The organism is Aerococcus sp. UBA6277 (assembly GCF_002440555.1).
Taxonomy (GTDB): Bacteria; Bacillota; Bacilli; order Lactobacillales; family Aerococcaceae; genus Aerococcus.
In genome coordinates, this window is the sequence record NZ_DJUR01000039.1 from 38,902 (window position 1) to 62,202 (window position 23,301).

Consider the following 23,301-nt stretch of genomic DNA (forward strand, 5'->3'; position numbering starts at 1 on the left):
TTTATAGTCTTAATTATTTTACCACAAAAAGATTTGAGCATTCGCTGGAAACTCTTTATAAAATGTTGCAAATTTTAATATAGTCTAAAAATTAGTGAGTAGGCACTCTTGTGTTAGTTTCACAAACTTGCTATACTGTCTAAGAAATCATTTCAAGAATAAGAAAGAGGACTGAACATGCGTAAAATACCCAAAGCAACAGCCAAAAGATTACCACTATACCACCGCTACCTGCGCGTATTCAAAAACATGGGGAAAACACGCGTTTCTTCAACAGAATTAAGTGAAGCAGTAAAAGTTGAAAGTGCAACGATTAGACGTGACTTTTCATATTTTGGGGCTTTAGGTAAACGTGGTTACGGCTACGATATCGATGCCTTATTAGAATTCTTTGGTAAGACTTTAAGCCAAGACCGTTTAACAACAGTAGCCCTCGTAGGGGTTGGTAACCTTGGTAATGCCTTATTAAACTACAACTTCAAGAAATCAAACAATATCCGTATTGGTGCAGCTTTCGATATCAACCAAGATATCATTGGAACAGTCCACAATGGGGTACCTGTTTATGACATGAAGGATTTAACTGAGCAATTAAAATTAATGGATATTGAAGTGGTCATTCTTTCGGTACCTGAAGCAGTTGCCCAAGGTATGATTCCTGCGTTAGAAGAAGCAGAAATTAAAGGGATTTTGAACTTTACGCCAGTGAGGTTAGATGTACCGGATAGCATCAGAGTGCAGGATGTAGACTTCACCAATGAATTACAAACATTGATCTACTTCATCTCAACAAATTCGTAATTACTTGTTAGTATATTATGCAATCATGTAAGCATTCGGTATAGGATGCAGGTGTCGGTGGCTAAAGACTTTATTTATACAAAAGTTTGAGTTGGAAAATTTATAGCAAGGTAACCTGAATGGCATTCTCCTTTGGCAATTTAGTTTTACCTTACTAATTAATCAGTTGAATAAAATAGTCGCAGGATTCAAAATCTATATAAATATACAAGCGAATAGGCCGAGATGTTTTTTCTCGGCCTATTCTGTATGTTTTAAATCGCCTGAAAGTTTGTTAAGTTTCACATATGTGATCTAAAATGATGTTAAATACTTTGCAATTTTTATCAAAAATTGATATTATTCAGGTCGTTATTTAGATTTTAACTGCCGTACTATACCAATCGTTTTGAATAAATCCATCATTTCATAGGCTGCAATACCAATGGCTAGGTATACTGCCCAATCCCAACCGGTATCTTCTACGCTACGAATGGCAAAGTTGAGCGCTAGAAAGATAAATAAGGCTTTGAATAGTAATAAGAATATTACTGGTCCTTTTAATTTCAACAACTACATTCCTCTCTTCAAGATTAGTCTGATTTTAGTCAAAGTTAATCTTAGATTTCACTTAATAAAATTACCTTAATTTCCGCATAAAATCAAGGTTTTCGACTTGTGGGTAAAAATAGGTCAAAAAAAGTCAATCTTTCTCTTGCAATTCATATTTGATTGTTTTAATATAGGAAATGTAGAGGTTAGCAGTCAACCAAAGAGAGTGCTAACCTCTAAAAAACCAAGTAATTTAGCTTGGATTTGACAGATATTTTATGTAAATGGAGGGACATGTAAATGATTAAACCATTAAACGGACGCGCAGTTGTGAGAGTTGAAGAAGCTAAAGAGCAAACAGTTTCAGGTATTGTATTACCGTCAGCTGCCAAAGAAAAACAGCAAGTAGGTGTTGTTGAAGCAGTTGCTGAGAATACAGAAGATTTCACATCACAATTGAAAGAAGGCGACCGCGTTCTATTTGAAAAATATGCAGGTTCAACATTTGAATATGATGGTCAAGAATTATTAATTATTAAAGAAAGCGACATTATCGCAATTGTAGACTAGTCAATTTATCAATATTTACAGAGTAATAACAGTATGAAATTTTATGAGGTGAATGAATAAATGGCAAAAGATATTAAATTTTCAGAAGACGCTCGTCAATCAATGGTTCGTGGGATTGATATACTAGCTGATACGGTGAAAGTAACCTTAGGACCAAAAGGTCGTAATGTTGTTTTAGACCAAAGTTATGGTTCACCGCTAATCACTAACGATGGTGTAACAATCGCCAAAGAAATTGAATTAGAAGACAAATTTGAAGATATGGGTGCAAAACTAGTTGCTGAAGTAGCTTCAAAAACAAATGATATTGCCGGTGACGGTACAACAACTGCAACTGTTTTAACACAAGCAATTGTAACTGAAGGTATGAAAAACGTTACTGCTGGTGCTAATCCAGTAGGTGTTCGTCGTGGGATCGACAAAGCAATTCGCGTAGCTTCAGATCGTTTATCTGAAATTTCAGTTCCTGTAGATTCTAAAGGCGCAATCGCTAACGTTGCATCAATTTCATCAGGCGACAGCGAAGTTGGTGACTTAATTGCAGAAGCAATGGAAAAAGTTGGTCAAGATGGTGTCATTACAATTGAAGAATCTCAATCAATTGATACTTCTCTAGACGTTGTCGAAGGTATGCAATTTGACCGCGGTTACCTATCTCAATATATGGTTACTGACAATGACAAGATGGAAGCTGTTTTAGAAAATCCTTATATCTTGTTAACAGATAAAAAGATTTCTAATATCCAAGATATTTTGCCAGTTCTAGAACAAGTTGTTCAAGAAGGCCGTGCATTACTATTGGTAGCTGATGACATTGATGGTGAAGCATTACCAACATTAGTTCTGAATAAAATTCGTGGTACTTTCAACGTTGTTGGAGTAAAAGCGCCAGCCTTTGGTGACCGTCGTAAAGCAATGTTAGAAGATTTATCTATCCTAACAGGTGGTCAAGTCATTACTGAAGATTTAGGACTTGAATTAAAAGATACGACAATTGACCAATTAGGTTCTGCTAACCGCGTTGTAATCACAAAAGATGAAACAACTATTGTTGAGGGTGCGGGCGACAAAGAGCAATTAGCACAACGTGTTGCCCAAATCCGCAGTCAAATTGAAGAAACAACTTCTGAATATGACCGTGAGAAATTATTAGAACGCTTAGCTAAATTAGCCGGTGGTGTTGCAGTTGTTAAAGTTGGTGCAGCTACAGAGTCAGAATTGAAAGAACGTAAATTACGTATCGAGGATGCTTTAAACGCAACACGTGCGGCAGTTGACCAAGGTATCGTTGCTGGTGGTGGTACTGCCTTCGTCAATGCTAAAAAAGCAGTTGCTGAATTAGCTGAAACATTGGCTGGTGATGAGCAAACTGGTGCACAAATCGTCTTACGTGCTTTAGAAGCACCAGTACGTCAAATCGCTGAAAATGCAGGTTTAGAAGGTTCTGTAATTGTTGAGAAATTGAAAGAGCAAGCAGAAGGTATTGGCTTTAACGCAGCAACTTCGGAATGGGTAAACATGATTGAAGAAGGTATTGTTGACCCAACAAAAGTTTCTCGCTCAGCATTGCAAAATGCAGGTTCAGTAGCTGGATTAATCCTATCTACTGAAGCAGCTGTTGCAAGCCAACCGCAACCTGAACCACAAATGCCAGCAATGGATCCAAGTGCAGGTATGTATTAAAAATAAAAAACAGGGTGAGAGAGCCGACGCCAAGAGAGGAACGATGGAAGATTAGGGCAGTGGCTGACAAAGTCAGCAACAACCTAATCTGAAACGCAGACCTCTCTGGAGGCTCGAACCCGACTAGGGTGAGAGATATTTATCTGCCGATTATTGGCTGATTAAATCGAATACCCTATATAGCAAACTATGGGACTGTGACAGTAATGTCGCGGTCCTATTTTTTTACGCTCTTTCGTGATTGAATGTTCAACCTATCTTTCTGAAAAGACTTTTGATTATAATAGAGCTATGAATTTATTGAACTGAAAAAACACCGAAGGGTTGAAGGGGCGTTTGATGATGTTATTTACGGAAGATGCGAGCTACTATGCTGAACAAATTAAAGAGGGCAAGTTGTCAGTTAAGGAGGTTGTGACTGCTGCTTTAGAGAATATGACAGCTTTGAATCCGACTTTAAATGCGGTTGTTTGGCGTCAAGATTCAGACGCCTTGGCAAAAGCAGATGAATATGACGCGCTTCTATCGACATTAAACCCGCAGGAAAAAGCGGATTTACCACCGTTTTTCGGGGTGCCAACTTTAATTAAAGATCTTGGTCAGTCACAAGCTGGTCAGTTGGCTGCGAGTGGGTCGAAATTACTCAAAGATAACATGGCGACGGTGACGGACAACTTCGTTCAAGCTGTTGAAAAGGCGGGTTTTATCGCGGTTGGCCGGTCTAACGTGCCTGAATTTGGTTTTAAAGGGATTAGTGATTCGGAAGCTTTTGGCCTGGTTAATTCGCCGATTGATACCAGCCGTAATCCAGGTGGTTCAAGTGGTGGAGCTGCTGCGGCTTTGAAATCAGGAATGGTGCCTTTAACCTATGCTTCTGATGGGGGCGGGTCGATTCGAATACCTGCGTCTTATTCAGGGTTGATTGGTTTGAAACCGAGTCGTGGGCGTATGCCAGTTGGTCCCGGTAAATATCGGAGCTGGCAAGGTGCTGCGGTACCTTTTGCCTTAACAAAATCAGTTCGTGATACTTGGACCTTGTTGAAAGCTTTGCAGGTGACTCAATACGAGGCGCCTTTCCCAATGCCAACAATCGAAGAAGACCAGTTGGTAGATTTAGACCGGCCCTTACGTATCGGTTATCTGACTGATTTGAATGACCAATTAACCATAAGTGAAGCGGGGCAGGCTGTCTTAGACCAGGTAATCGATCAGTTGAAAGCTCTGGGTCATGATGTCTTTCAAGTTGCGGACCCAGTGAACCGGATTCAAGTCATGAAGTCTTACTTTAAAATGAACAGTGTTGAAACAACGGTGATGATGGAGGAAATTGCCCGAGCGCTTGGTCGTGAATTAACGGATGCGGATATGGAACCCTTGACTTGGGCTATTTACCGATCTGGTTACAAAATTTCTGGGGTGGAATTAAGTCAAATGATCGGCGACTGGGACCAATGGTCAGCTATTTATGAAGCTGAGTTCAACCATTATGATCTCTTGCTGACACCCACAACGAATGGACCAGCGCCTAAACAAGGGATTTTTGAAGCTGATGAAAAAATTCTTGCAGCGGAAAAAGATATCGACCAATTAAGCCAAGACGACCAGCAACAGCTTATTTGGGATCATTTTGGCCAATCAATCCCTTATTCACCATATGTGTCGATTGTTAACTTAATCGGCCAACCAGCAATTTCCCTGCCGATGTTTAAAAATGAAGAAGGACTGCCAATTGGAGCGCAATTTATTGCTAACAAAGGAAACGAATACCTGCTATTGCAATTGGCTAAGCAAATTGAAGCAGCTGACTTTTTGGATACAAATATTGTCAATTTGTAGAAAAATCTACCACAATATAGAAAATGATTATCACCATATATAAGCATAAAACTTACTAGATATTTTTGTGTGTTCGCTAATACGGTGTTTATCTAGAATTTTTGAATGTTCTGTTTGTATAGTCAATGATTGACATTAAATTCTAACTTTGATATATTGTTTTCACATCGGAGGATGAATTAAGTCAGTAGATAAATTCTTAAATTCAAACCGGATAAGATGACTAGTTTAATTAGTTATCTTGTCTGGTTTTTTTGTGTTTAAGAAAGTGAGGATATAATTTATGGAAATTAAAAAAGTTAATTATATAGAAAATAAAAATATTACAAAAACAGCGCTTGATAAGTATACAAAAGAAATGTTCCCTGAATTAGATAACGAATCAAAAGAATTGAGTTTTCTTTATGAGGAAAATGGGAAAATCTTAGGAAGGATTGTTGGTTTCTTACATTGGGATCATATTCAAATAGAATTATTTTTTGTTTCGAAGGACTCTCGGGGCAAGGGAGTTGGTATAAGTTTATTTTCTAAGATAGAAGAACTAGCTAGACAGAATAAAGTATCCTATATTTTATTAGAGACGATGAGTTTTAATGCACCAACCTTCTATGAGAAAAGAGGATTTGAGCTTTTAGCGACAATAGAAAATTCTCCTGTAAAAAACGAAAATAGATATTTTTATATAAAAAGATATTCATATGAATCTTAATCATAGGTGAGAATAAAAAGCATTATTTACTGGTTAGTTAGACTAAAAGCCCTCAAAATCAATTTTGAGGGCTTTGAAATTTTTATAGTATATCTGTCTTTAAAAATTGTTATAGTTAACATAAGCGGATGATATACCAAGTTCCAGTATTATCAATGATAAAGGGTTTTTAGGGGTACCTAAACCGGTGGCTAATAACGATATAATGATTGGAAAGTCGTTATATCCAATGGATGGCTTTATAACCTTTAAAACGTAAATATCACCTTTTTGAAGATATTAAAAAACATCAAAAAACAATCTCGTGTTTAGGGGGGCTCTACATTATCTCTTCTTTTTTCTCTCTCTAATAAAACTATCCAGAAAACTTATTATTAGCATGGCAGCAAAAAACTAAACCAAATCAAAAATAAAAGGGTGCATTTGTGGGGAATAACAATAATTTTGGACCAGCCCCATCAGAAGAATCAGCTTACGAAAAGTACTGAACTGCAATGCATCCAGCCTTACGCACGGTGGTGTGAAGGGTCTGAAACGAAATATTTTTCCCAGTCAAGCACACCTAGAAAAGGTCCAGCATTTGTTTTCCAAAAAAAAAAAAACTTGTCATTTCCTCATTATTTGTTAATATTCTCATTAATGAAGACAAGAAACGGGCAGGAGATTGCCCAGAAATTAAAGGAGTGTATCGCTATGGCCATTTGGTCTAATAAATTTCACGAGGAAATGTCACAAGATGCTTATCAATTCAACCAATCTATCCAAGTAGATTACCGCTTGTTGGACGCTGACCTCCGTGGTTCAAAAGCCCATGCGGCCATGTTAGGGCACCAAGGGATTCTTGGTTTAGAGGAGTCGGATAGCTTGGTAAAAGAGCTTGAGCAAATGCGACAAGATTATGCGGATGGGACTTTAGCCGTTGATTTTACAACGGAAGATGTTCATTCTTTCATCGAGGCTGAGTTGACCAACCGTCTTGGCACAATTGGGAAGAAGGTCCATACTGGTCGGTCTCGTAATGACCAGGTAGCGACGGCTATGCGGATTTATGTGCTGGATGAATTGCAAGATTTTATCGAGAAAACACGAGTAGCGATTGAGGCTATTTTGACTAAAGCTGAGGGGCACTTAGACACGATTATGCCAGGCTACACCCACTTACAACGGGCGCAACCAATCACTTATGCCCACTATTTATTGGCCTATGCGCAGATGTTGAGCCGTGACTTATCGCGGTTTTCGGACCTTTCTGACCGGGTAGCGGACGATATGCCACTTGGAGCGGGGGCCTTAGCAACGTCCACTTACCCAATTGACCCTTTCTATACAACTGACCAGGTGGCAGGTTTCACTGCACCGTATGTTAACTCAATCGATGCGGTATCCAACAACGATTATGCCATCGAATTCCTGTCAGATTTAGCCATGATGTCCATGCACATGTCCCGTTACGCAGAAGAAACGATCATGTGGTCCAGCCAAGAATTCCGTTTCATCAGTCTGAAAGATGCCTTCTCAACTGGTTCATCGATCATGCCTCAGAAGAAGAATGCGGATATCCATGAATTAATGCGTGGGAAAACGGGCCGGGTTTACGGGAATCTGATGAGTGTCTTGACCATTATGAAAGGCCTGCCGCTTGCTTACAATAAAGACTTGCAAGAAATCAAGGAACAGCTTTTTGATGGGATTGACCATGTGAAAGCGATGTTGTCTCTATTACCGGGCATGTTAGAAGCGACAATCGTCAATAAAGAAGTGATGTATGCGGCTTGTGGAACTGGTTTTTTAAACGCGACAGACTGTGCAGACTACTTGACCAACAAGGGGATGGCCTTTAGAGATGCCTACCAAGTATCCGGAGATTTAGTGGGTTACTGCACGGAAAAACGCAAGAGCTTGGAAGAATTAACCTTAGCTGAATACCAAGAATTCTCAGAATTATTTGATGCCGATATTTATGACGCCATCGATTTGAAGAATTGTGTTTACCGCCGGAATGTTGCTGGTGGGCCAGCGCCAGAAGCCGTGACTGCAGCAATAGCAAGGGTTCGAGCGAATATTTCCTAGGGCAAAAATTTTGTAAAAAGAATTTTACTTTTCCGGTTGACTTTCTATAAATTACCGATTAGAATAATTAAAAGAAAATGATAAAAACTTAAAAACAAATGATAGATGTCATTTTTTTATGAGAATTGAATATTAAATCATAGAAGCAAAGAGTAACAAGGGTACTGTCTAAAGCGAATAGACGATTGGTGGAAGGTCTATGTCAGGAGAATTGTGAACCGCATTGCTGAGATAATTGAGTGAAGTAAGCTAATTAGATCATAAAAGTAGCTCAATTCGTTAGGCGCGTTAAGTCATCAAGCGTTGATGTATTTTTGTCAGCAGTAGAGTGGTACCGTGGATATTAACCGCCTCTTCATTTGAAGGGGCGGATTTTTTATTTTCCGGGCCGACAAATGAAAGCTTGTTTATAAAGATTGGATGAAAGTCTAGTTTTTTACAAGGGGAGCTCATAGACAAAAATCGCGACAGTAGAGTGGTACCGTGGATATTCGTCCGCCTCTTCTTTTTAGGAGAGGTGGGCTTTTTTTATAGGAAAAATCTAGGAGGATGAAGAAAATGTTTAGTCAGGTAAAGAAGAAAAATCAAGTGGGATGGCAGTTGAAGGGTTTTAATTTGATGGTTATTTTGGCCATTTTGATCAGTCTTGTTGTACCAGCCAAAAGTGTTTCAGCATCGTCTTGGACGGGTCCTGAAGCAGCGGCTGAGGTTGAGGGTGAAGATACATTACTGGCGGAGATTCAAGAACGTGGTGTGCTTAGAATGGGGACTGCTTCTGGTTACTCACCTTATGAGTTTACCGTTTTAAGAGACGGTCAAAACGAAGTCGTTGGGATTGATGTTTTCCTAGGAGAATATATTGCAGACCAATTAGGTGTTGAACTGGAAGTTGTTGATATGGAGTTTGGGTCATTGATCGCTTCGCTTGAAACGGGAGGGATCGACTTGATCATCGCCGGTATGGGGGCGACTGAAGAGCGGGACCAATCCATTGACTTCTCAAATGCTTATGAATTATCTGGTCAATCAATCGTTATTCGTGAAGGCGAAGAAGATGAAATTGTAGATTATACCTCATTTGAAAATGGCGAGCATACTATTGCGGTATCTGAAGCGACATTACAAGAGGGTTATGTGAGAGACTTCTTTGAAAATCCAGACTTGTTGATCATGCGTAAATCAGGGGATGCCATTGCGGCCTTAACTTCTGGGCAAGCAGATGGGGTGTTACTAGATGACGCGGTTGCCGGTGCCAATGCAGCTGAAAATGAAGGGTTAACCGTTATTGACTCTAACTTAGACGGTATGGTTGAAGACCAAGGGAAATCTATTGGTATCCCGGAAAACCAACCATCCTTACAAACAGCTATCAACGATATTTTAGACGATGTGAATGAACAAGGTTTAATCGAAACTTGGACAGAAGCCTCATTTGATATTATCGCTGGTGAAAACGCGGGAACAGGTTGGACTACCTACTGGCCATATTTTTGGGACGGGATTAAAACAACCTTGATTATTGCAGGGGTATCCATCTTCTTCGGTATGATCTTGGGGATTTTCTTAGCCCTTATGCGTTTGACTAATAACCCAATCTTAAAATTCTTAGCGACTGCTTATATCGAGTTTGTGCGTGGTACACCATTAATGATTCAAGTCTTGTTCATGTTCCTTGGTGTAGGGTCGATCTTTGGCTGGTCTACAATGACTGCCGGTTTGGTGTCTGTATCCATGAACTCGGGTGCTTATATCGCGGAGATTATCCGTGGGGGGATTCAATCCGTTGATAAGGGGCAAGCTGAGGCTGCGCGTTCACTAGGGCTTGGCTACTGGCAAACCATGCGGAAAGTCATTTTCCCACAATCATTGAGATCGATTTGGCCGTCATTGGGGAATGAATTTATCACCTTGATCAAGGAATCTTCTATTGTATCGACCATTGGGGTGGCGGAATTAACCTTCCAAACACGTGCGGTAACTAGTATTACTTACCAGGCAGTGGTTCCATTATTTATTTCAATGATCATCTACTTCATCATGACTTATGCCTTATCGCAAGTCTTGAATGTATATGAAAGAAAGATGAACCAAAAATACGCTTAACGATTTTAATTAGAAAATTTTAAACAGAAATTTATATAGAAGTTTTAGATAGAAATTTAGGAGGCATTCATTATGGCAAAAACAAAAGCAGACATTAAAAAGGTTTTACTAGCATACTCTGGTGGATTAGATACTTCAGTGATTATTCCTTGGTTAAAGGAAAACTATAACGACTGTGAAGTTATCGGGATGACTGGTAACGTTGGTCAAGAAGAAGACTTTGAATTCTTGAAAGAAAAAGCGGTAGCCTGCGGGGCGACGAAATTATATGTAGAAGACTTGCGTGAGGAATTCATTACGGATTATATTTTCCCAGCAATTCAAGCAGGGGCTAAATACGAGTCGACTTATTTATTAGGGACTGCCTACGCGCGTCCATTAATTGCTAAACGTATGGTTGAAATTGCGCATTTAGAAGGCTGTGACGCTATTGTTCACGGTTGTACTGGGAAAGGAAACGACCAAGTGCGTTTCGAGTTAGGCATCCGTGAATTTGATCCAACAATGACGATCATCGCACCTTGGCGTGAATGGGATATCCTGTCTCGTGAGCAAGCCTTTGACTATGCTGAAGCGCATAACGTGCCACTACCAATTACACGTGAAACCAACTACTCTAAGGACGAAAACCTATTCCACTTGTCACATGAAGGGTTAGACTTAGAAGATCCAACCAATAAACCAAACTACGAAGAAATCTTGGAATTAGGGGTATCACCACAATCAGCACCTGACCAAGAAGTTGAAGTCACGGTGACCTTTGAATCAGGGATACCGATTGCTGTAAACGGGGAAAAATTAGCACCAATCGCGTTACTAGAAAAATTAAATGAAATTGGTGGCGCCAATGGTATCGGTATCTTAGATGTCGTTGAAAACCGTCTAGTAGGGATGAAATCACGTGGGGTATATGAAACACCAGGTGGCACTATTCTTTACCACGCTCATGAGAAATTAGAGCAAATCGCTTTAGACCGTGACACACAACACTACAAACAAAGCATGGCCTTGAAATACGCAGATCTAGTTTACAACGGTTTGTGGTTCAGCCCATTACGTAAAGCATTACAAGTCTTTGTAGACGAAACGCAAAAAACTGTGACCGGTTCAGTGACAATGGTTCTATATAAAGGGAACATTATCGACGCTGGTATGACAAGTCCTTACTCATTATATTCAGACGAATTAGCAACCTTTGGTGAAGATGACATCTATAACCAAAACGATGCAGAAGGTTTCATCAAACTATTTGGTTTACCACAATCAGCACGTAAAATGGCTGAACAAATCTGGGCCAAAGGTGAAACAACTGAACCAGGTGCCTTTTCGGATGTCGCAAGAAATAATGAGTGGTTAAGATAACTAAGTACGTGACAAGTTTGACTTGGCGAGCCGGATATCCACTAAGTGCAAGACGGTTTGCAGCTTAAAATGTATATATTCTTCCAAGTTAAGGGGCTGTGCTTTTGGTGCAGTCCTTTTTCCTGTATATAGATAAAAATAGCATCCAAAGAAAGAGTAGGCCGAACAGGATTTTTCTACGGGATTCATGATCACAATCTGGCGAGTTTTTGGTGAGCAAGCTAATGTACTTTTGCGCAAAATGAGTGAGTTTTAAATAAGATAAAAGTTATAAAACACAAAAATTGTACTCGTTGAGCAAACAGCCTGTTTTATTAGACTTACATTTTGTAAGTGGAAACCTTGATATAGTGGGCCTCTTCATAGCACAAGGGTCATAAATCTTCATTCTTCAATAAAAAAACTTGTTATACGGAGCACTAACTTTTGATATTTCGAATTCGAGGTGTTATGATATATCATGTAAGATAAAAAACGCAGAACATTTGAAAAGGAGATTTTTTAACATGACAAAATTTGGTGTAGTAGTAGGTTCTATCCGTCAAAACTCTTTATCTGAAGGTGTAGCGAAAGCTATCGTAGCTGGTTTACCAGAAGGTTCAGAAGTTAACTTTTTAGAAATCGCAAACTTACCTTTATATAACCAAGACTTAGACGCTAACTCTCCAGCAGAATACGAAGAGTTCCGTGCACAAGTTGCAGCTCAAGATGCTATCATCTTTGTAACACCTGAACACAACCGTAACATCCCAGCTGCATTGAAAAATGCTTTAGACGTAGCTTCTCGTCCTTGGGGTCAAAACGTATGGGCTGGTAAACCTGCTTTAGTAGCATCTCAATCTATCTCTGGTATTGCTGGTACTTTAGCGCATCACTCATTACGTCAATCACTAGTATTCTTAGACTTACAAACTATGGCTCAACCAGAACTTTACATCAACTCTGCTGAAATTTCTGATATGGAGACTGGTGAAGTAACTAACGAAGACTCTAAACAATTCTTAGCAAGCGCTGGTGCGCAATTCGCAGAATACGCAGCTAAATTCGTAGGCTAATTTATATATAAATCAAACCAAGAAGGCTAGCCCCGTGCTAGTCTTTTTTTATTGGAAAGGAACATCTTCCTCTTCTTTGTAGGCCATCGCGGTGATAGATGACCAAACGCATAATTGCTGACTTGATCGTTCAATTTGTCAGCTTTTTTGCGTGAAAATCTCATGTAAAAAATACCTGCAAAACTGCTATAAGCAAGGAAACCTAGACCAGATAAGCTTTCTGCTGTTTGAAAACGACTGACACTTTTTCAACATTTCAACCGACAGTGATTGACAAATACACGGTCATGTCAATATAATGTAGTGGACGTGGTTAAACCACATACTATTTTAATAAATATTCAATGAAACAAAGAGTAAATTATCGACTGGTATAGCGAGGGGCGTTGGTGTGAGGCCTTACAGAATAGATAATTGAACCGCATTGTTGAGAAAAATGACTGAACCTTTGTTAGTAGGTCATTTCGCTAATGACGTTACCATTTCAAGTAAGGGGAGGTGAAGGCCGCCCCTAAAATTAGAGTGGTACCGTGGATCTCCGCCTCTGTTATAGAGGCGGGGATTTTTTTATTGCCTAAAATAGTAAAAGTTGAAGTTAGCTAGTTGAGTTTGGCTAATTAAATAGTTGATTAGAAGCAAATATTGAGATAGCAGAAAAATGCTTTAAAGGAGGCAGAATCATGAAATATATGAAACAAATCATGTTGGTTTGTATGACACTTGTTCTAGCCATGGTTGGCTTGAGTCAAAGTCCCGTTTTGGCAACTGAAAGTGGTCAATCAGCGGCATCTACCATTGATGCCAGTGAAGCAACAGCACCAGGGGAAGATACTTTATACCAAGATATTCAAGACCGAGGGGTACTACGGGTTGGGACTAACTCGACGTACGCACCTTTTGAATTTTCTATCTTAAAAGATGGGGAAAATCAGGTTGTTGGACTAGACATCTTCTTAGCACAAAAAATCGCAGATGACTTAGGGGTTGAACTTGAAGTTGTTGATATGGAGTTCTCAAACCTATTAACCTCATTGGATACTGGTCAAATTGACATTGTATTAGCAGGAATGACAGCAACGGAAGAACGAGCGAAGTCAGTGGACTTCTCGGATATCTACCAAGTTTCTGGTCAATCATTTGTTATTCAAGAAAGCAAAGTGAGTGAAATTACAGATGATAGCTACTTTTCAGAAGGTGGGAAAATCTCTATTGGAGAAGGGACCACACAACAGTTATTAGTTGAAGAATATTATCCTAATTCCGAAGTACAAGTAATGCGTACGACAACTGATTCGATATCAGCTTTAGATTCTGGTTTAGTTGACGGGGTATTATTGGATGAGGACGTCGCCGGCGCGTATGCGGCAGAAAATCCTAATTTAACAGTGATTGAAGCCAATTTACCAATCCAAGATCCTGGTAAGGCAGCAGCAATGCCAAAAGACCAACCTACATTACAGGCAGCAGTCAACGAATCCATTGCGGACGCTCAAGAACAAGGATTAATTGACCAATGGTTAGACGAATCTTACCAAATTATTGAAGACAACCGTCAGTCCACTTGGCTAGCTTACGCACCTTACTTTGTGAATGGTGTGAAAACAACCTTAGTGATTTCCGCAACAGCTATCTTCTTCGGTTTAATTTTAGGGGCAGCCTTAGCCTTAATGCGTTTATCGGGAAACAAATTAATCGATCTAATTGCGCAAGCTTATATTGAAATCGTTCGTGGGACACCATTGATGATTCAAGTATTGTTCATTTACCTAGGTTTCGCCGGCACGTTCGGTTGGTCAACCTTGACTTCTGGTTTAGTAGCCGTGTCCCTAAACTCGGGTGCTTATATCGCAGAAATCATCCGTGGTGGGATCAAATCGGTTGATAAGGGGCAAGCTGAAGCCGCACGTTCACTTGGTCTAGGCTACTGGGTAACTATGCGGAAAGTCATTTTCCCACAATCATTGAGGTCTATCTGGCCGTCACTAGGGAATGAATTCGTATCCTTAATCAAAGAATCGTCAATCGTTTCAACCATCGGGGTAGCGGAATTAACCTTCCAAACCCGTAACGTATCAACGATTACCTTCAACGGGATCATCCCATTAATCATCTCAATGGCGATCTACTTCATCCTAACCTTCACATTAACCAAATTGTTGAACGTGTACGAACGCCGGATGAACGAGAGATACGCCCAATAACAATAAATTTTTGAGTCGTAACGATTGGTTGCGGCTCTTTTTTTAATTCTAATCGGTATTATTTCGGCTTTGAGAAAATGTCAGTTATCATTAGGGTAAGTATAGAAAGTGCCATTTGGGAAAGAGGCATATGGTTAAAAAGGATTGGTATTGTAGAGATTTAAGGGTCTCGTTCAAGCTGGCTTTTAAAATCGCCACTCGCACCCTTTAGTTGAGCTCGCCAGGGCAGACAGGTGTCAGCTTCAGATTAGTTTGCGGCACACCTTGTGTGTTACAAACTAATCTTCCATCATCTCCTGTCTAAACGCCCTGTCTCACATCCTATTTAGTCGGCTCTCGCATCCTACTATTGACGCTGTTACAGAATGATTACATCAATATGACTAATATAAAAATTATATGATAAAGTACAACAGGTGGTTATTTTTGGGCGATTGCATGATAATCTTAAGACCAAGCAATCGACAAACTAGAAAAGGGAGGGAGAAAAGGTGCACAAACGTTTTTTTAAAGACAATCGACAAATTGCCTATGTATTAATGGCTATTGTGGCGTGTGTGGCAGCCTTTGTCATCATTCGTGCGTTTACCAATACGAACCGCATGTCTGCAGAAGAGAAAACTGAAGCAGTGGCGTCATCAGTAAATGCGCTTTATTATGATAACTCCTACACTTTCCTAAAAACGGATATTCAACAAGATGAAATTTCCGAATTAACTGAAGAAGTAGACAACTTACGAGACAGTGAAGCAAAACCAGTTATTGAAGAACGAATCACATCAGTCCAACAACGGTTTGACCTACAAAGTCAGTTAAATGGACTATTCGATGAAGACGATGATGGTTCCGGACAAGCCGTGATTAACGGGGCAACCATCCAAGAGTATGTCTTAGTAGACGACGATGTCACTATCGATGAATTGGATTTAATTCGTGAGAATTATGCCGATCAATTGGATAATGAAGACGATGGTTTCTACAACACGGCCACTACTTTAATTGATGAGGCAGAAAGCCAAATCAATTTAATTAGTGAATACGCTAGTGATTTAACAGCAATCGAAAATGATACAACACTGACTTATGATACTTTGGAAGATCAATTAACGACAGTTACTGAACGTGTGAATGAAATCGAAAACCCATGTATTCAAGATCGGTTACTAGAAATGATCGCAAAAAGTGACGAGAAAGCAACTCAAGCTATCTTCAACCGTTTGGTAGAAGAGGCAGAGGCAGCTAATCAATCTGATGAGGTATTAGCGAAAATTCGTGAAGAAGGTCAAGCGGCAATTAAAGCATCAAAGAGCCGCGTTGCGGATTTAACAGCCATACGTGAAGAAATCATGGCATCTAACGATGCTTCAGCAACCTTAACATTACGTCAAACATCTGATAAACCATCATTTGGTGTAAATACCAACGTTACTTCAGGCGTTTTAGCTGCTAAACAATCTGGACAAAGTACATCTCGGTCATCAAGTCGAGGAAGTTCATCTTCATCGTCACAAAGACCAGTATCATCTAGTTCATTAGCGGACGGATCGTCGTCATCTGAATCAAGCAGTTCGTCATCGAGTGCAGTATCTAGTGATGACAACTCTTCAAGTAGCACCTCAAGCGACGCAAGCTCAAGTGAAGAAATCCCTTCTTCAGCAAGTTCATCATCGAGTGATGCATCAAGTGTATCTAGTTCAAGTTCAAGTGTTGCAAGCTCAAGTGATTCAACTAGTAGTTCAAGTGTTAGTGCATCAACATCTACTTCAAGCGATTCGACATCATCAAGTGAATCAGAATCATCACGTGATGACTCAGAAATTGAAGACGGGTCAGAAAATGAATCCAGCCAAATGACAGAATCAACTGAATCATCATCAAGCAGTTCGGTTATCGAAGAAAGTGCATCGTCAAGCACCCAACAACAATCAACAGTTGAATCAACAACAACAGAACGACCTCAGTCATCTGTTGCAAGTGATTCAGTTACTGAATCTAGTCAAATTCCATATGGATCACCAGAATAATTAAAGTGGTTTGAAGCAGTTAGGGTAAAAGCTAGCTGCTTTTTCAGTTTTTCTAGGGTAATTTAAAGTTTTTTTAACTAGAATAGGCTTATAATCCAGTCGGGTTATGGTAGAATATTAGGGATTATAGGTGCTTACTTATAGTATAGATATAATGAAATGGGTGAAAAAATGCAAAAAAACGGAGAATGGACGAACTGGTACCGCGTTGTTATCGTGGCAACAGAAGCGTTAATCTTGTTCCTTTCTTATCTTGTTTCATTCTTTTTGCGGTATGGTCGATATGTACCTTTGAAAAACTATGAAGCTTTCCAAGGGGCAATTGGTTGGATATTAATTATCTTTGTATTTATCAATATTTTATTTGGGGTTTATATACTTTATGATAAAACCAAAGGCGACCTCTTCTTCATCACCATCATCAGTCAAGGAATCTTAGCAGTCGTTGCTATGGTCTTAAGTTTTGCTGGTAGATGGTTAGCCTTTCCGCGTTCAGTCGTCTTAATCGACTTCGTGGTAAGTGTTGTGATGCTCTACATTTTTAGAGCCTTAGTCTTCGATATTTACCGACGCTATGCGTCTACAAAACGGGTAATGATCGTTGGATCTGAAGAAGCTGTTTTTCCGGCAATATATAATTTCAAAAATTCGAAAAGTACTCGTCATATCGTAACGCATGTGGTATTAGAAGATTACTACCGCAATGTGAAGAGTCGTTTAGATGAATATGATATTGTATATCTTGCATCGCAAATTGATGAAAGCGAAAAATTAAAAATTTATGACTTGTTGATGCGTGCCAATAAAAAACTGTTCTTGAATTCTAAATTTGAAAACCTGGTCATGGTAAATCCAAATATTATGAATTTTGAAGATGAATCTATTATTGAAACCTCAGACTTTGCGATTCCAGCGGACCAAGCCTTAATCAAACGTGGTTTAGATATTATGATGGCTTTAGTTGGTTTAATCTTAACGTCACCAATCATGTTGATTACAGCGATTATTATTAAATTAACTTCTAAAGGACCAGTCTTCTACCGCCAAGTACGTATAACTAAAGGTGGCGAAGAGTTTGATATCTTGAAATTCCGTTCAATGACAACGGACGCTGAAGTGAAATCAGGGCCAATGATTGCAACGAAAAATGACGCACGTGTCACAACAGTTGGTAAATATATTCGTGCCTTACGTATTGATGAATTACCACAGTTGTTGAATGTGTTGCGTGGGGACATGTCCATGATTGGACCACGTCCAGAGCGACCATTCTTTGTTAACCAATTCCAAGAAGAAAACCCACACTACTACTTACGTCACAACGTACAAGCAGGGATTACGGGTTACGCACAAGTCTACGGTAAATATGCCACTGACTTTAACTCTAAATTGAACTTTGACTTGATCTACATCAAGCAATACTCAATGTTCTTGGACTTCAAAATCTTATTACAAACCATTAAAATCCTCTTCGACAAAGTATCCTCATCTGGAATTGACGAAGACGAAAAACCAACAGTCACAAGAGAAGAAGCAGAAGAAATGAACATCGACGTCATAGGATAGGGTGTGAGAGTCGACGTCAAGAAAGGAACGTTGGAAGATTAAGGCAGTAGATGGCGAAGTCAGCTACAACTTAATCTGAAACGCAGTTCTTTCTGGAGACTCGAACCCGACTAAATAGGATGTGAGACAGGACGCCTGTCTGCCCTGGCGGGCTCAACTAAAGAGTGAGACCGCTGATGTCTAAACAGATGAGTGGTTTGTTCAAATTTTTATAAACGAAAAATCATTAAAGCGTTAGCGTCAGTCATGTGTACTGGTAGCTAACGCTTTTTTGCATGGGATAAAAACCTAATAAGGGTCTAGAGGTGACAACTAGCTGAGGAATAGTGGTATAATAAGGAAAGTCAAATCGCAATTCTTGGAGGGAATAAGAATATGAAGACAACGACCAACGATAGCCTGGCGCTTCACACAGATTTATATGAAATCAATATGATGAAGACTTATTGGGACGCTGGAAAAGCTGACCAACAAGCGGTTTTTGAAGTGTACTTCCGTAAAAATCCGTTTGAAAGTGGATATGCCATTTTCGCAGGCCTAGAACGTGTCATTCAATATGTACAAAACTTAAAATTTACCGACGATGATATCGCCTACTTACGGGAAACACAAGACTATCCAGAAGATTTCTTGGACTATTTGAAAAACTACCACTTCGATGCAACAATTCGTTCAATGGAAGAAGGGGAAATTGCCTTTTCGAATGAACCATTGATGCAAATTAGGGGGTCATTAGCTGACTGTACTTTGATCGAAACGGCTGTTTTAAATATCATCAACTATCAAACCCTAATCGCAACCAAGGCTTCACGTGTTCGTAACGTAGCAGGCGACGACGCACTAGCTGAATTCGGTGCCCGTCGTGCCCAAGAAATGGATGCGGCAATTTGGGGTTCACGCGCTGCTTACATCGGAGGATTCGATTCAACCTCAAACGTACGTGCAGGTAAATTATTCAACATTCCAATTTCAGGTACCCACGCACATGCCATGGTACAAGCTTATCAAAGTGACTACGAGGCCTTTAAAGCTTACGCCAATGCCCATGAAAAATGTACCTTCTTGGTAGACACTTACGATACCCTTCGTTCAGGTGTGCCAAATGCGATCAAAGTAGCCAATGAGATGGAAGATAAGTCTCGTTTTGTTGGGGTTCGTATCGACTCTGGCGATATTTCTTACCTATCATCAAGTATCCGCAAAATGCTGGATGAAGCAGGTTACCCGGATGCTATTATTTCTGCGTCAAACGATTTAGACGAGAAAACCATTCTAAACTTGAAGATGCAAGGTGCTAAAATTGACGCTTGGGGCGTTGGTACGCAGCTGATTACAGCCTTCGACCAACCAGCCTTAGGGGCCGTTTACAAACTATGTGCCATCGAAGATGAGCATGGCGATATGGTCCCAACCATGAAAATTTCGTCGTCACCAGATAAAATTACCACACCTGGTGAGAAACAAATCTGGCGTATTACCCGCAAGAAAGATGGCAAATCTGAAGGGGACTACATCACGACAATGAACGAAGATCCAAACGACTCTGAGTCTATCTTCATGTTCCATCCAACTTATACTTATATTAATAAAACAGTTCGTCGTTTCAATGCCCGTCCTTTATTGAAAACCATCATCGATAAGGGTGAATTGGTTTACGATGTGCCAACGCTTGAAACCGTTCGTGATTTTTCACGCGAGCACTTGGATGCCTTATGGTCAGAATACCGCCGTATGTTGAATCCAGAGCCATATCCAGTGGACTTATCACAAGAACTGTATGATTTAAAAATGAATTCAATCGCTGAAATTCGCGAGCGTATCAACGAAGAATACAAAGAATTTGACTTGAATAGCGACAACGAAGATCACGAAGACTAATTCACCATTTAAGCTAGAAAACAATAAATCAACAACGGAATAAGCAATCAAAGGGGAGATCATCATGCGTCCATTACAAGAAGAAATCATCAATGCCCTTAAAGTCGCACCGAGCATTAGTCCAGAAGAAGAAATCAGACGTACCATCGATTTCATCAAGGCATACCTTAACAAGTATCCGTTCCTGAAAACCCTAGTACTGGGGATTTCTGGTGGGCAAGATTCGACGCTAACGGGTAAACTATGCCAACTGGCCATCACTGAAATGCGCGAAGAAACTGGCGACGACAAGTATCAATTCATCGCAGTCCGTCTGCCATACGGCAACCAAGCCGATGAAGCCGACGCCATGGACGCCATCGCATTCATGGCAGCCGACCAAACTGTACGCGTTAACATCAAACCAGCCGTTGATGCCACAGTTGAAGAATTGGAAAAGGGCGGCCTTACTATTTCTGACTTCAACAAAGGAAATATCAAAGCCCGTCAACGGATGTTGGTACAATATGCCATTGCAGGCGAAAATGCGGGTGTAGTTATTGGGACAGACCACGCTGCCGAATCAGTCACAGGATTCTATACAAAATTCGGTGACGGTGCAGCCGACATCTTACCTATTTGGCGCCTAAACAAAAGCCAAGGACGCGCCATTTTAGAATACTTGCAGGCACCAGAGCACTTATATGCCAAAGTGCCAACAGCTGACTTAGAAGAAGACCGCCCAGGATTAGCCGACGAAGTAGCCTTAGGTGTTACCTACCAAGACATTGATGCTTACTTAGAAGGCAAAGACGTCTCAGCAGATGCAGCTGAAAAAATCGAAAACTGGTACCTAAAAACACAACATAAACGTGAATTACCAATCACCGTTTATGATGAATGGTGGAAATAGGATGTGAGAGCCGACGCTAAGAAAAAACGTTGGAAGATTAGAGTGGTGGGTGACGAAGTCGGTTACAAACTAAGCTGAAACGCAGTTCTTTCTGGAGGCACGAGCTCAACTTCATAGGATGAGAGAGCTGAATCAAACGATTAAAAGGAATTAAATTATAAAAATAGCCTTTGTGAATAGTAAAATCACAAAGGCTATTTTTCTTTTACTTTTTACGAGTGAAATTATTAGATTCATTTTGTGCTTTTCTAAGAATCACCACTAGTATAGTGTAATGTTTAAAATTATCTATCTAGGACTGAGATTATTTTGCTAAAACATCTCCCAAGGATATTCTGCTAATTTAATAATTTGCCACATTGAAAAAAATTTAGTCACAAATCCATTGGCCGTCTACGAAGTTACAAGCCATGCCCGCGCCACCTAAGGTTTGCAGTTTTGGTGTTAATGGTTGCCCTTCTTCTTGAGCAATTTGTTTTAGCTGGTTTTCAATGTCTTCAGTTGCTTGTGCACCAGAAATCAAATATTTTTGGTTGATCACTAAAGCTGGTGCTCCATGGATGCCATATGCTTGACCGACTGCTAAATCTTGTAAAACAGCTTCTTCTGTCTCAGCTTTCTCGTATTGGGCTACCCATTGGTCAATATTAATGTCAGTGGTCGCTACCGCAGCTTTTAGGATATCAAAGTCTTCGATATTCTTATTTTCAACGATTAAAGTATGTTGAATTGCATCAAAAACGTTCCAATATGCGTCTTGTCCATCTAAAATACCAGCTGCTTTTGCTGCTTTCAGGCCATTTTTCAAAGTAGGGAAGGTGAAGTCCATTTCACGCATTCCCTCTATTTTAAAGTGCTGGTCATCATCATTTTGATTAGCTTGTTCCCAATGCGTTAGCACTTCAAGTTTACCGGCTTCACGTGAGCCAAACATTTGGATATAGTGATCTGGTTCCAAACCTGAAGCGAAGGATCGGTTGATCACGTCGATGTTATTATATTTACTAGTGATTTTCCGCATGCGGTTAGACATGGGGAAACAAAATGAACAAGTCACATCGTGGAAAAATTCAATTTGCATAGTGTTCTCCTTTTTATAATGTCAGTCCTTATATTAGATAAAACCAAATTTATAAGCAATTAGATTGCTCAAGGTTTTAATGGTTTGATATTTCGCGCGAAAAATTTGGTCATGGTAGAATAGGTAAAGAATTATAAAAAGGAGGACTAGTATGGACGATAAAATCCAACAATTTAAACAACAAATACAGGATAGTCAACGTATTGTCTTTTTTACAGGAGCGGGCATGTCTACAGCCTCTGGTATTCCTGATTTCCGGTCAGCGAACGGTCTTTTCATGGAAAACTTAGGAGGGACTTATAGCCCAGAAGAAGTCGTTTCTCATCATTTCTTTACACAATACCCAAAGGAATACTTTGCCTATCACTTTGATAAATTAGTATATCCAGAAGCCAAGCCTAATATAGGGCACGAATTTATCGCCAGTTTGGAAGGATCTAGTAAAGATGTTTCTGTAGTTACGCAAAATATTGACGGTTTGCACCAAAAAGCTGGTTCATCAGCGGTTTATGAATTGCACGGCAGCACCTTAGATAACTACTGTGTTTCATGTGGCCATCATTATAAGTTAGAAGAACTTCAATTAGACCAGGATGGGATTCCGCGCTGTCCAATTGATCAAGGCATTGTTAGACCTAATATTGTATTATATCAGGAACAATTAGACCAAGATGTTGTAAACGGGGCAGTGGATAAGATCCGCCAAGCAGATTTATTAGTTATCTTGGGAACAAGTCTAGTCGTTTATCCAGCAGCTGGATTCCTAAACTACTTCCGAGGACAATACCTAACCGTAGTAAACAAATCACCACTTCAAATTCCATATCATGATGCCTTAGTATTTGAAGATACTATTGAAAACGTCTTTAGCCAATTGAGTTAAATCAGTATGTTATAGAAAAAACGCCTTACACAAAATGTAGAGGCCCCCAAAAGTTA

Annotated in this window: 17 protein-coding genes and 2 other annotated features; of the genes, 15 read left to right on the top strand and 2 right to left on the bottom strand. The window is 39.8% G+C overall.

The genetic code is table 11. The annotated features are described in order from the left end of the window. Nucleotides 1-177: 177 nt before the first annotated feature. Nucleotides 178-801 carry a redox-sensing transcriptional repressor Rex gene (locus B2V22_RS06915; RefSeq protein WP_396159417.1) on the top strand — a complete coding sequence of 208 codons (624 nt, stop codon included), beginning with the start codon at nt 178-180 and terminating at the stop codon, nt 799-801. Nucleotides 802-1,152: 351 nt separating this feature from the next. On the opposite strand, the gene B2V22_RS06920 is transcribed toward B2V22_RS06915, so the two are convergent. After that, the gene (locus B2V22_RS06920) at nt 1,153-1,353 is read right to left on the bottom strand and encodes a hypothetical protein (RefSeq protein WP_290491395.1); all 201 of its coding nucleotides are present in this window, start codon (nt 1,351-1,353) and stop codon (nt 1,153-1,155) included. 279 nt (nt 1,354-1,632) lie between these two features. On the opposite strand from B2V22_RS06920, the gene B2V22_RS06925 reads away from it, so the two are divergent. The 13 genes from B2V22_RS06925 to nadE all read left to right on the top strand — a co-directional run bounded on the left by B2V22_RS06925 (nt 1,633) and on the right by nadE (nt 21,281). After that, nucleotides 1,633-1,902, top strand: coding sequence for a co-chaperone GroES (locus B2V22_RS06925; protein ID WP_003143273.1), 270 nt, complete (start codon nt 1,633-1,635; stop codon nt 1,900-1,902). 60 nt (nt 1,903-1,962) lie between these two features. Then, on the top strand, nt 1,963-3,585 hold the full coding sequence (gene groL / locus B2V22_RS06930) for a chaperonin GroEL (RefSeq protein WP_290491397.1): 1,623 nt from the start codon (nt 1,963-1,965) through the stop codon (nt 3,583-3,585). A 339-nt stretch (nt 3,586-3,924) separates the two neighbouring features. Continuing rightward, nucleotides 3,925-5,421 carry an amidase gene (locus B2V22_RS06935; protein WP_290491399.1) on the top strand — a complete coding sequence of 499 codons (1,497 nt, stop codon included), beginning with the start codon at nt 3,925-3,927 and terminating at the stop codon, nt 5,419-5,421. A 283-nt stretch (nt 5,422-5,704) separates the two neighbouring features. Further along, nucleotides 5,705-6,130: a GNAT family N-acetyltransferase gene (locus tag B2V22_RS06940; protein WP_290491401.1), complete on the top strand. Its 426-nt coding sequence runs from the start codon at nt 5,705-5,707 to the stop codon at nt 6,128-6,130. 693 nt (nt 6,131-6,823) lie between these two features. After that, nucleotides 6,824-8,200, top strand: a complete 1,377-nt coding sequence (gene argH / locus B2V22_RS06945; protein WP_290491403.1) for an argininosuccinate lyase — start codon at nt 6,824-6,826, stop codon at nt 8,198-8,200. A gap of 131 nt (nt 8,201-8,331) precedes the next feature. Further along, nucleotides 8,332-8,558, top strand: a binding site (T-box leader). Nucleotides 8,559-8,758: 200 nt separating this feature from the next. Further along, nucleotides 8,759-10,303 carry an ABC transporter substrate-binding protein/permease gene (locus tag B2V22_RS06950; protein WP_290491405.1) on the top strand — a complete coding sequence of 515 codons (1,545 nt, stop codon included), beginning with the start codon at nt 8,759-8,761 and terminating at the stop codon, nt 10,301-10,303. 72 nt (nt 10,304-10,375) lie between these two features. Continuing rightward, complete coding sequence (locus tag B2V22_RS06955) at nt 10,376-11,665, top strand: argininosuccinate synthase (protein ID WP_290491406.1); 1,290 nt, start codon at nt 10,376-10,378, stop codon at nt 11,663-11,665. Between the two features lie 506 nt (nt 11,666-12,171). Next, nucleotides 12,172-12,720, top strand: a complete 549-nt coding sequence (locus tag B2V22_RS06960) for an NADPH-dependent FMN reductase (RefSeq protein ID WP_290491408.1) — start codon at nt 12,172-12,174, stop codon at nt 12,718-12,720. Between the two features lie 335 nt (nt 12,721-13,055). Further along, nucleotides 13,056-13,269: a binding site (T-box leader), on the top strand. 131 nt (nt 13,270-13,400) lie between these two features. Beyond that, nucleotides 13,401-14,921: an ABC transporter substrate-binding protein/permease gene (locus tag B2V22_RS06965; RefSeq protein WP_290491410.1), complete on the top strand. Its 1,521-nt coding sequence runs from the start codon at nt 13,401-13,403 to the stop codon at nt 14,919-14,921. 491 nt (nt 14,922-15,412) lie between these two features. Further along, nucleotides 15,413-16,945 (top strand): cell division site-positioning protein MapZ family protein, encoded by a 1,533-nt coding sequence (locus B2V22_RS06970; protein ID WP_290491411.1) that lies wholly within the window; start codon nt 15,413-15,415, stop codon nt 16,943-16,945. A gap of 171 nt (nt 16,946-17,116) precedes the next feature. Beyond that, a complete protein-coding gene (locus B2V22_RS06975) occupies nt 17,117-18,511 on the top strand; it encodes a sugar transferase (protein WP_290491413.1) in 1,395 nt (464 codons plus the stop codon). 375 nt (nt 18,512-18,886) lie between these two features. Further along, nucleotides 18,887-20,389 carry a nicotinate phosphoribosyltransferase gene (locus B2V22_RS06980; RefSeq protein WP_290491415.1) on the top strand — a complete coding sequence of 501 codons (1,503 nt, stop codon included), beginning with the start codon at nt 18,887-18,889 and terminating at the stop codon, nt 20,387-20,389. Nucleotides 20,390-20,453: 64 nt separating this feature from the next. Next, nucleotides 20,454-21,281, top strand: a complete 828-nt coding sequence (nadE, locus tag B2V22_RS06985; RefSeq protein WP_290491417.1) for an ammonia-dependent NAD(+) synthetase — start codon at nt 20,454-20,456, stop codon at nt 21,279-21,281. A gap of 370 nt (nt 21,282-21,651) precedes the next feature. On the opposite strand, the gene B2V22_RS06990 is transcribed toward nadE, so the two are convergent. After that, complete coding sequence (locus B2V22_RS06990; protein ID WP_290491419.1) at nt 21,652-22,362, bottom strand: DsbA family oxidoreductase; 711 nt, start codon at nt 22,360-22,362, stop codon at nt 21,652-21,654. 151 nt (nt 22,363-22,513) lie between these two features. Between B2V22_RS06990 and B2V22_RS06995 the strand changes: the two genes are divergently transcribed. Further along, nucleotides 22,514-23,245: an NAD-dependent protein deacylase gene (locus B2V22_RS06995; protein WP_290491421.1), complete on the top strand. Its 732-nt coding sequence runs from the start codon at nt 22,514-22,516 to the stop codon at nt 23,243-23,245. Nucleotides 23,246-23,301 lie beyond the last annotated feature (56 nt).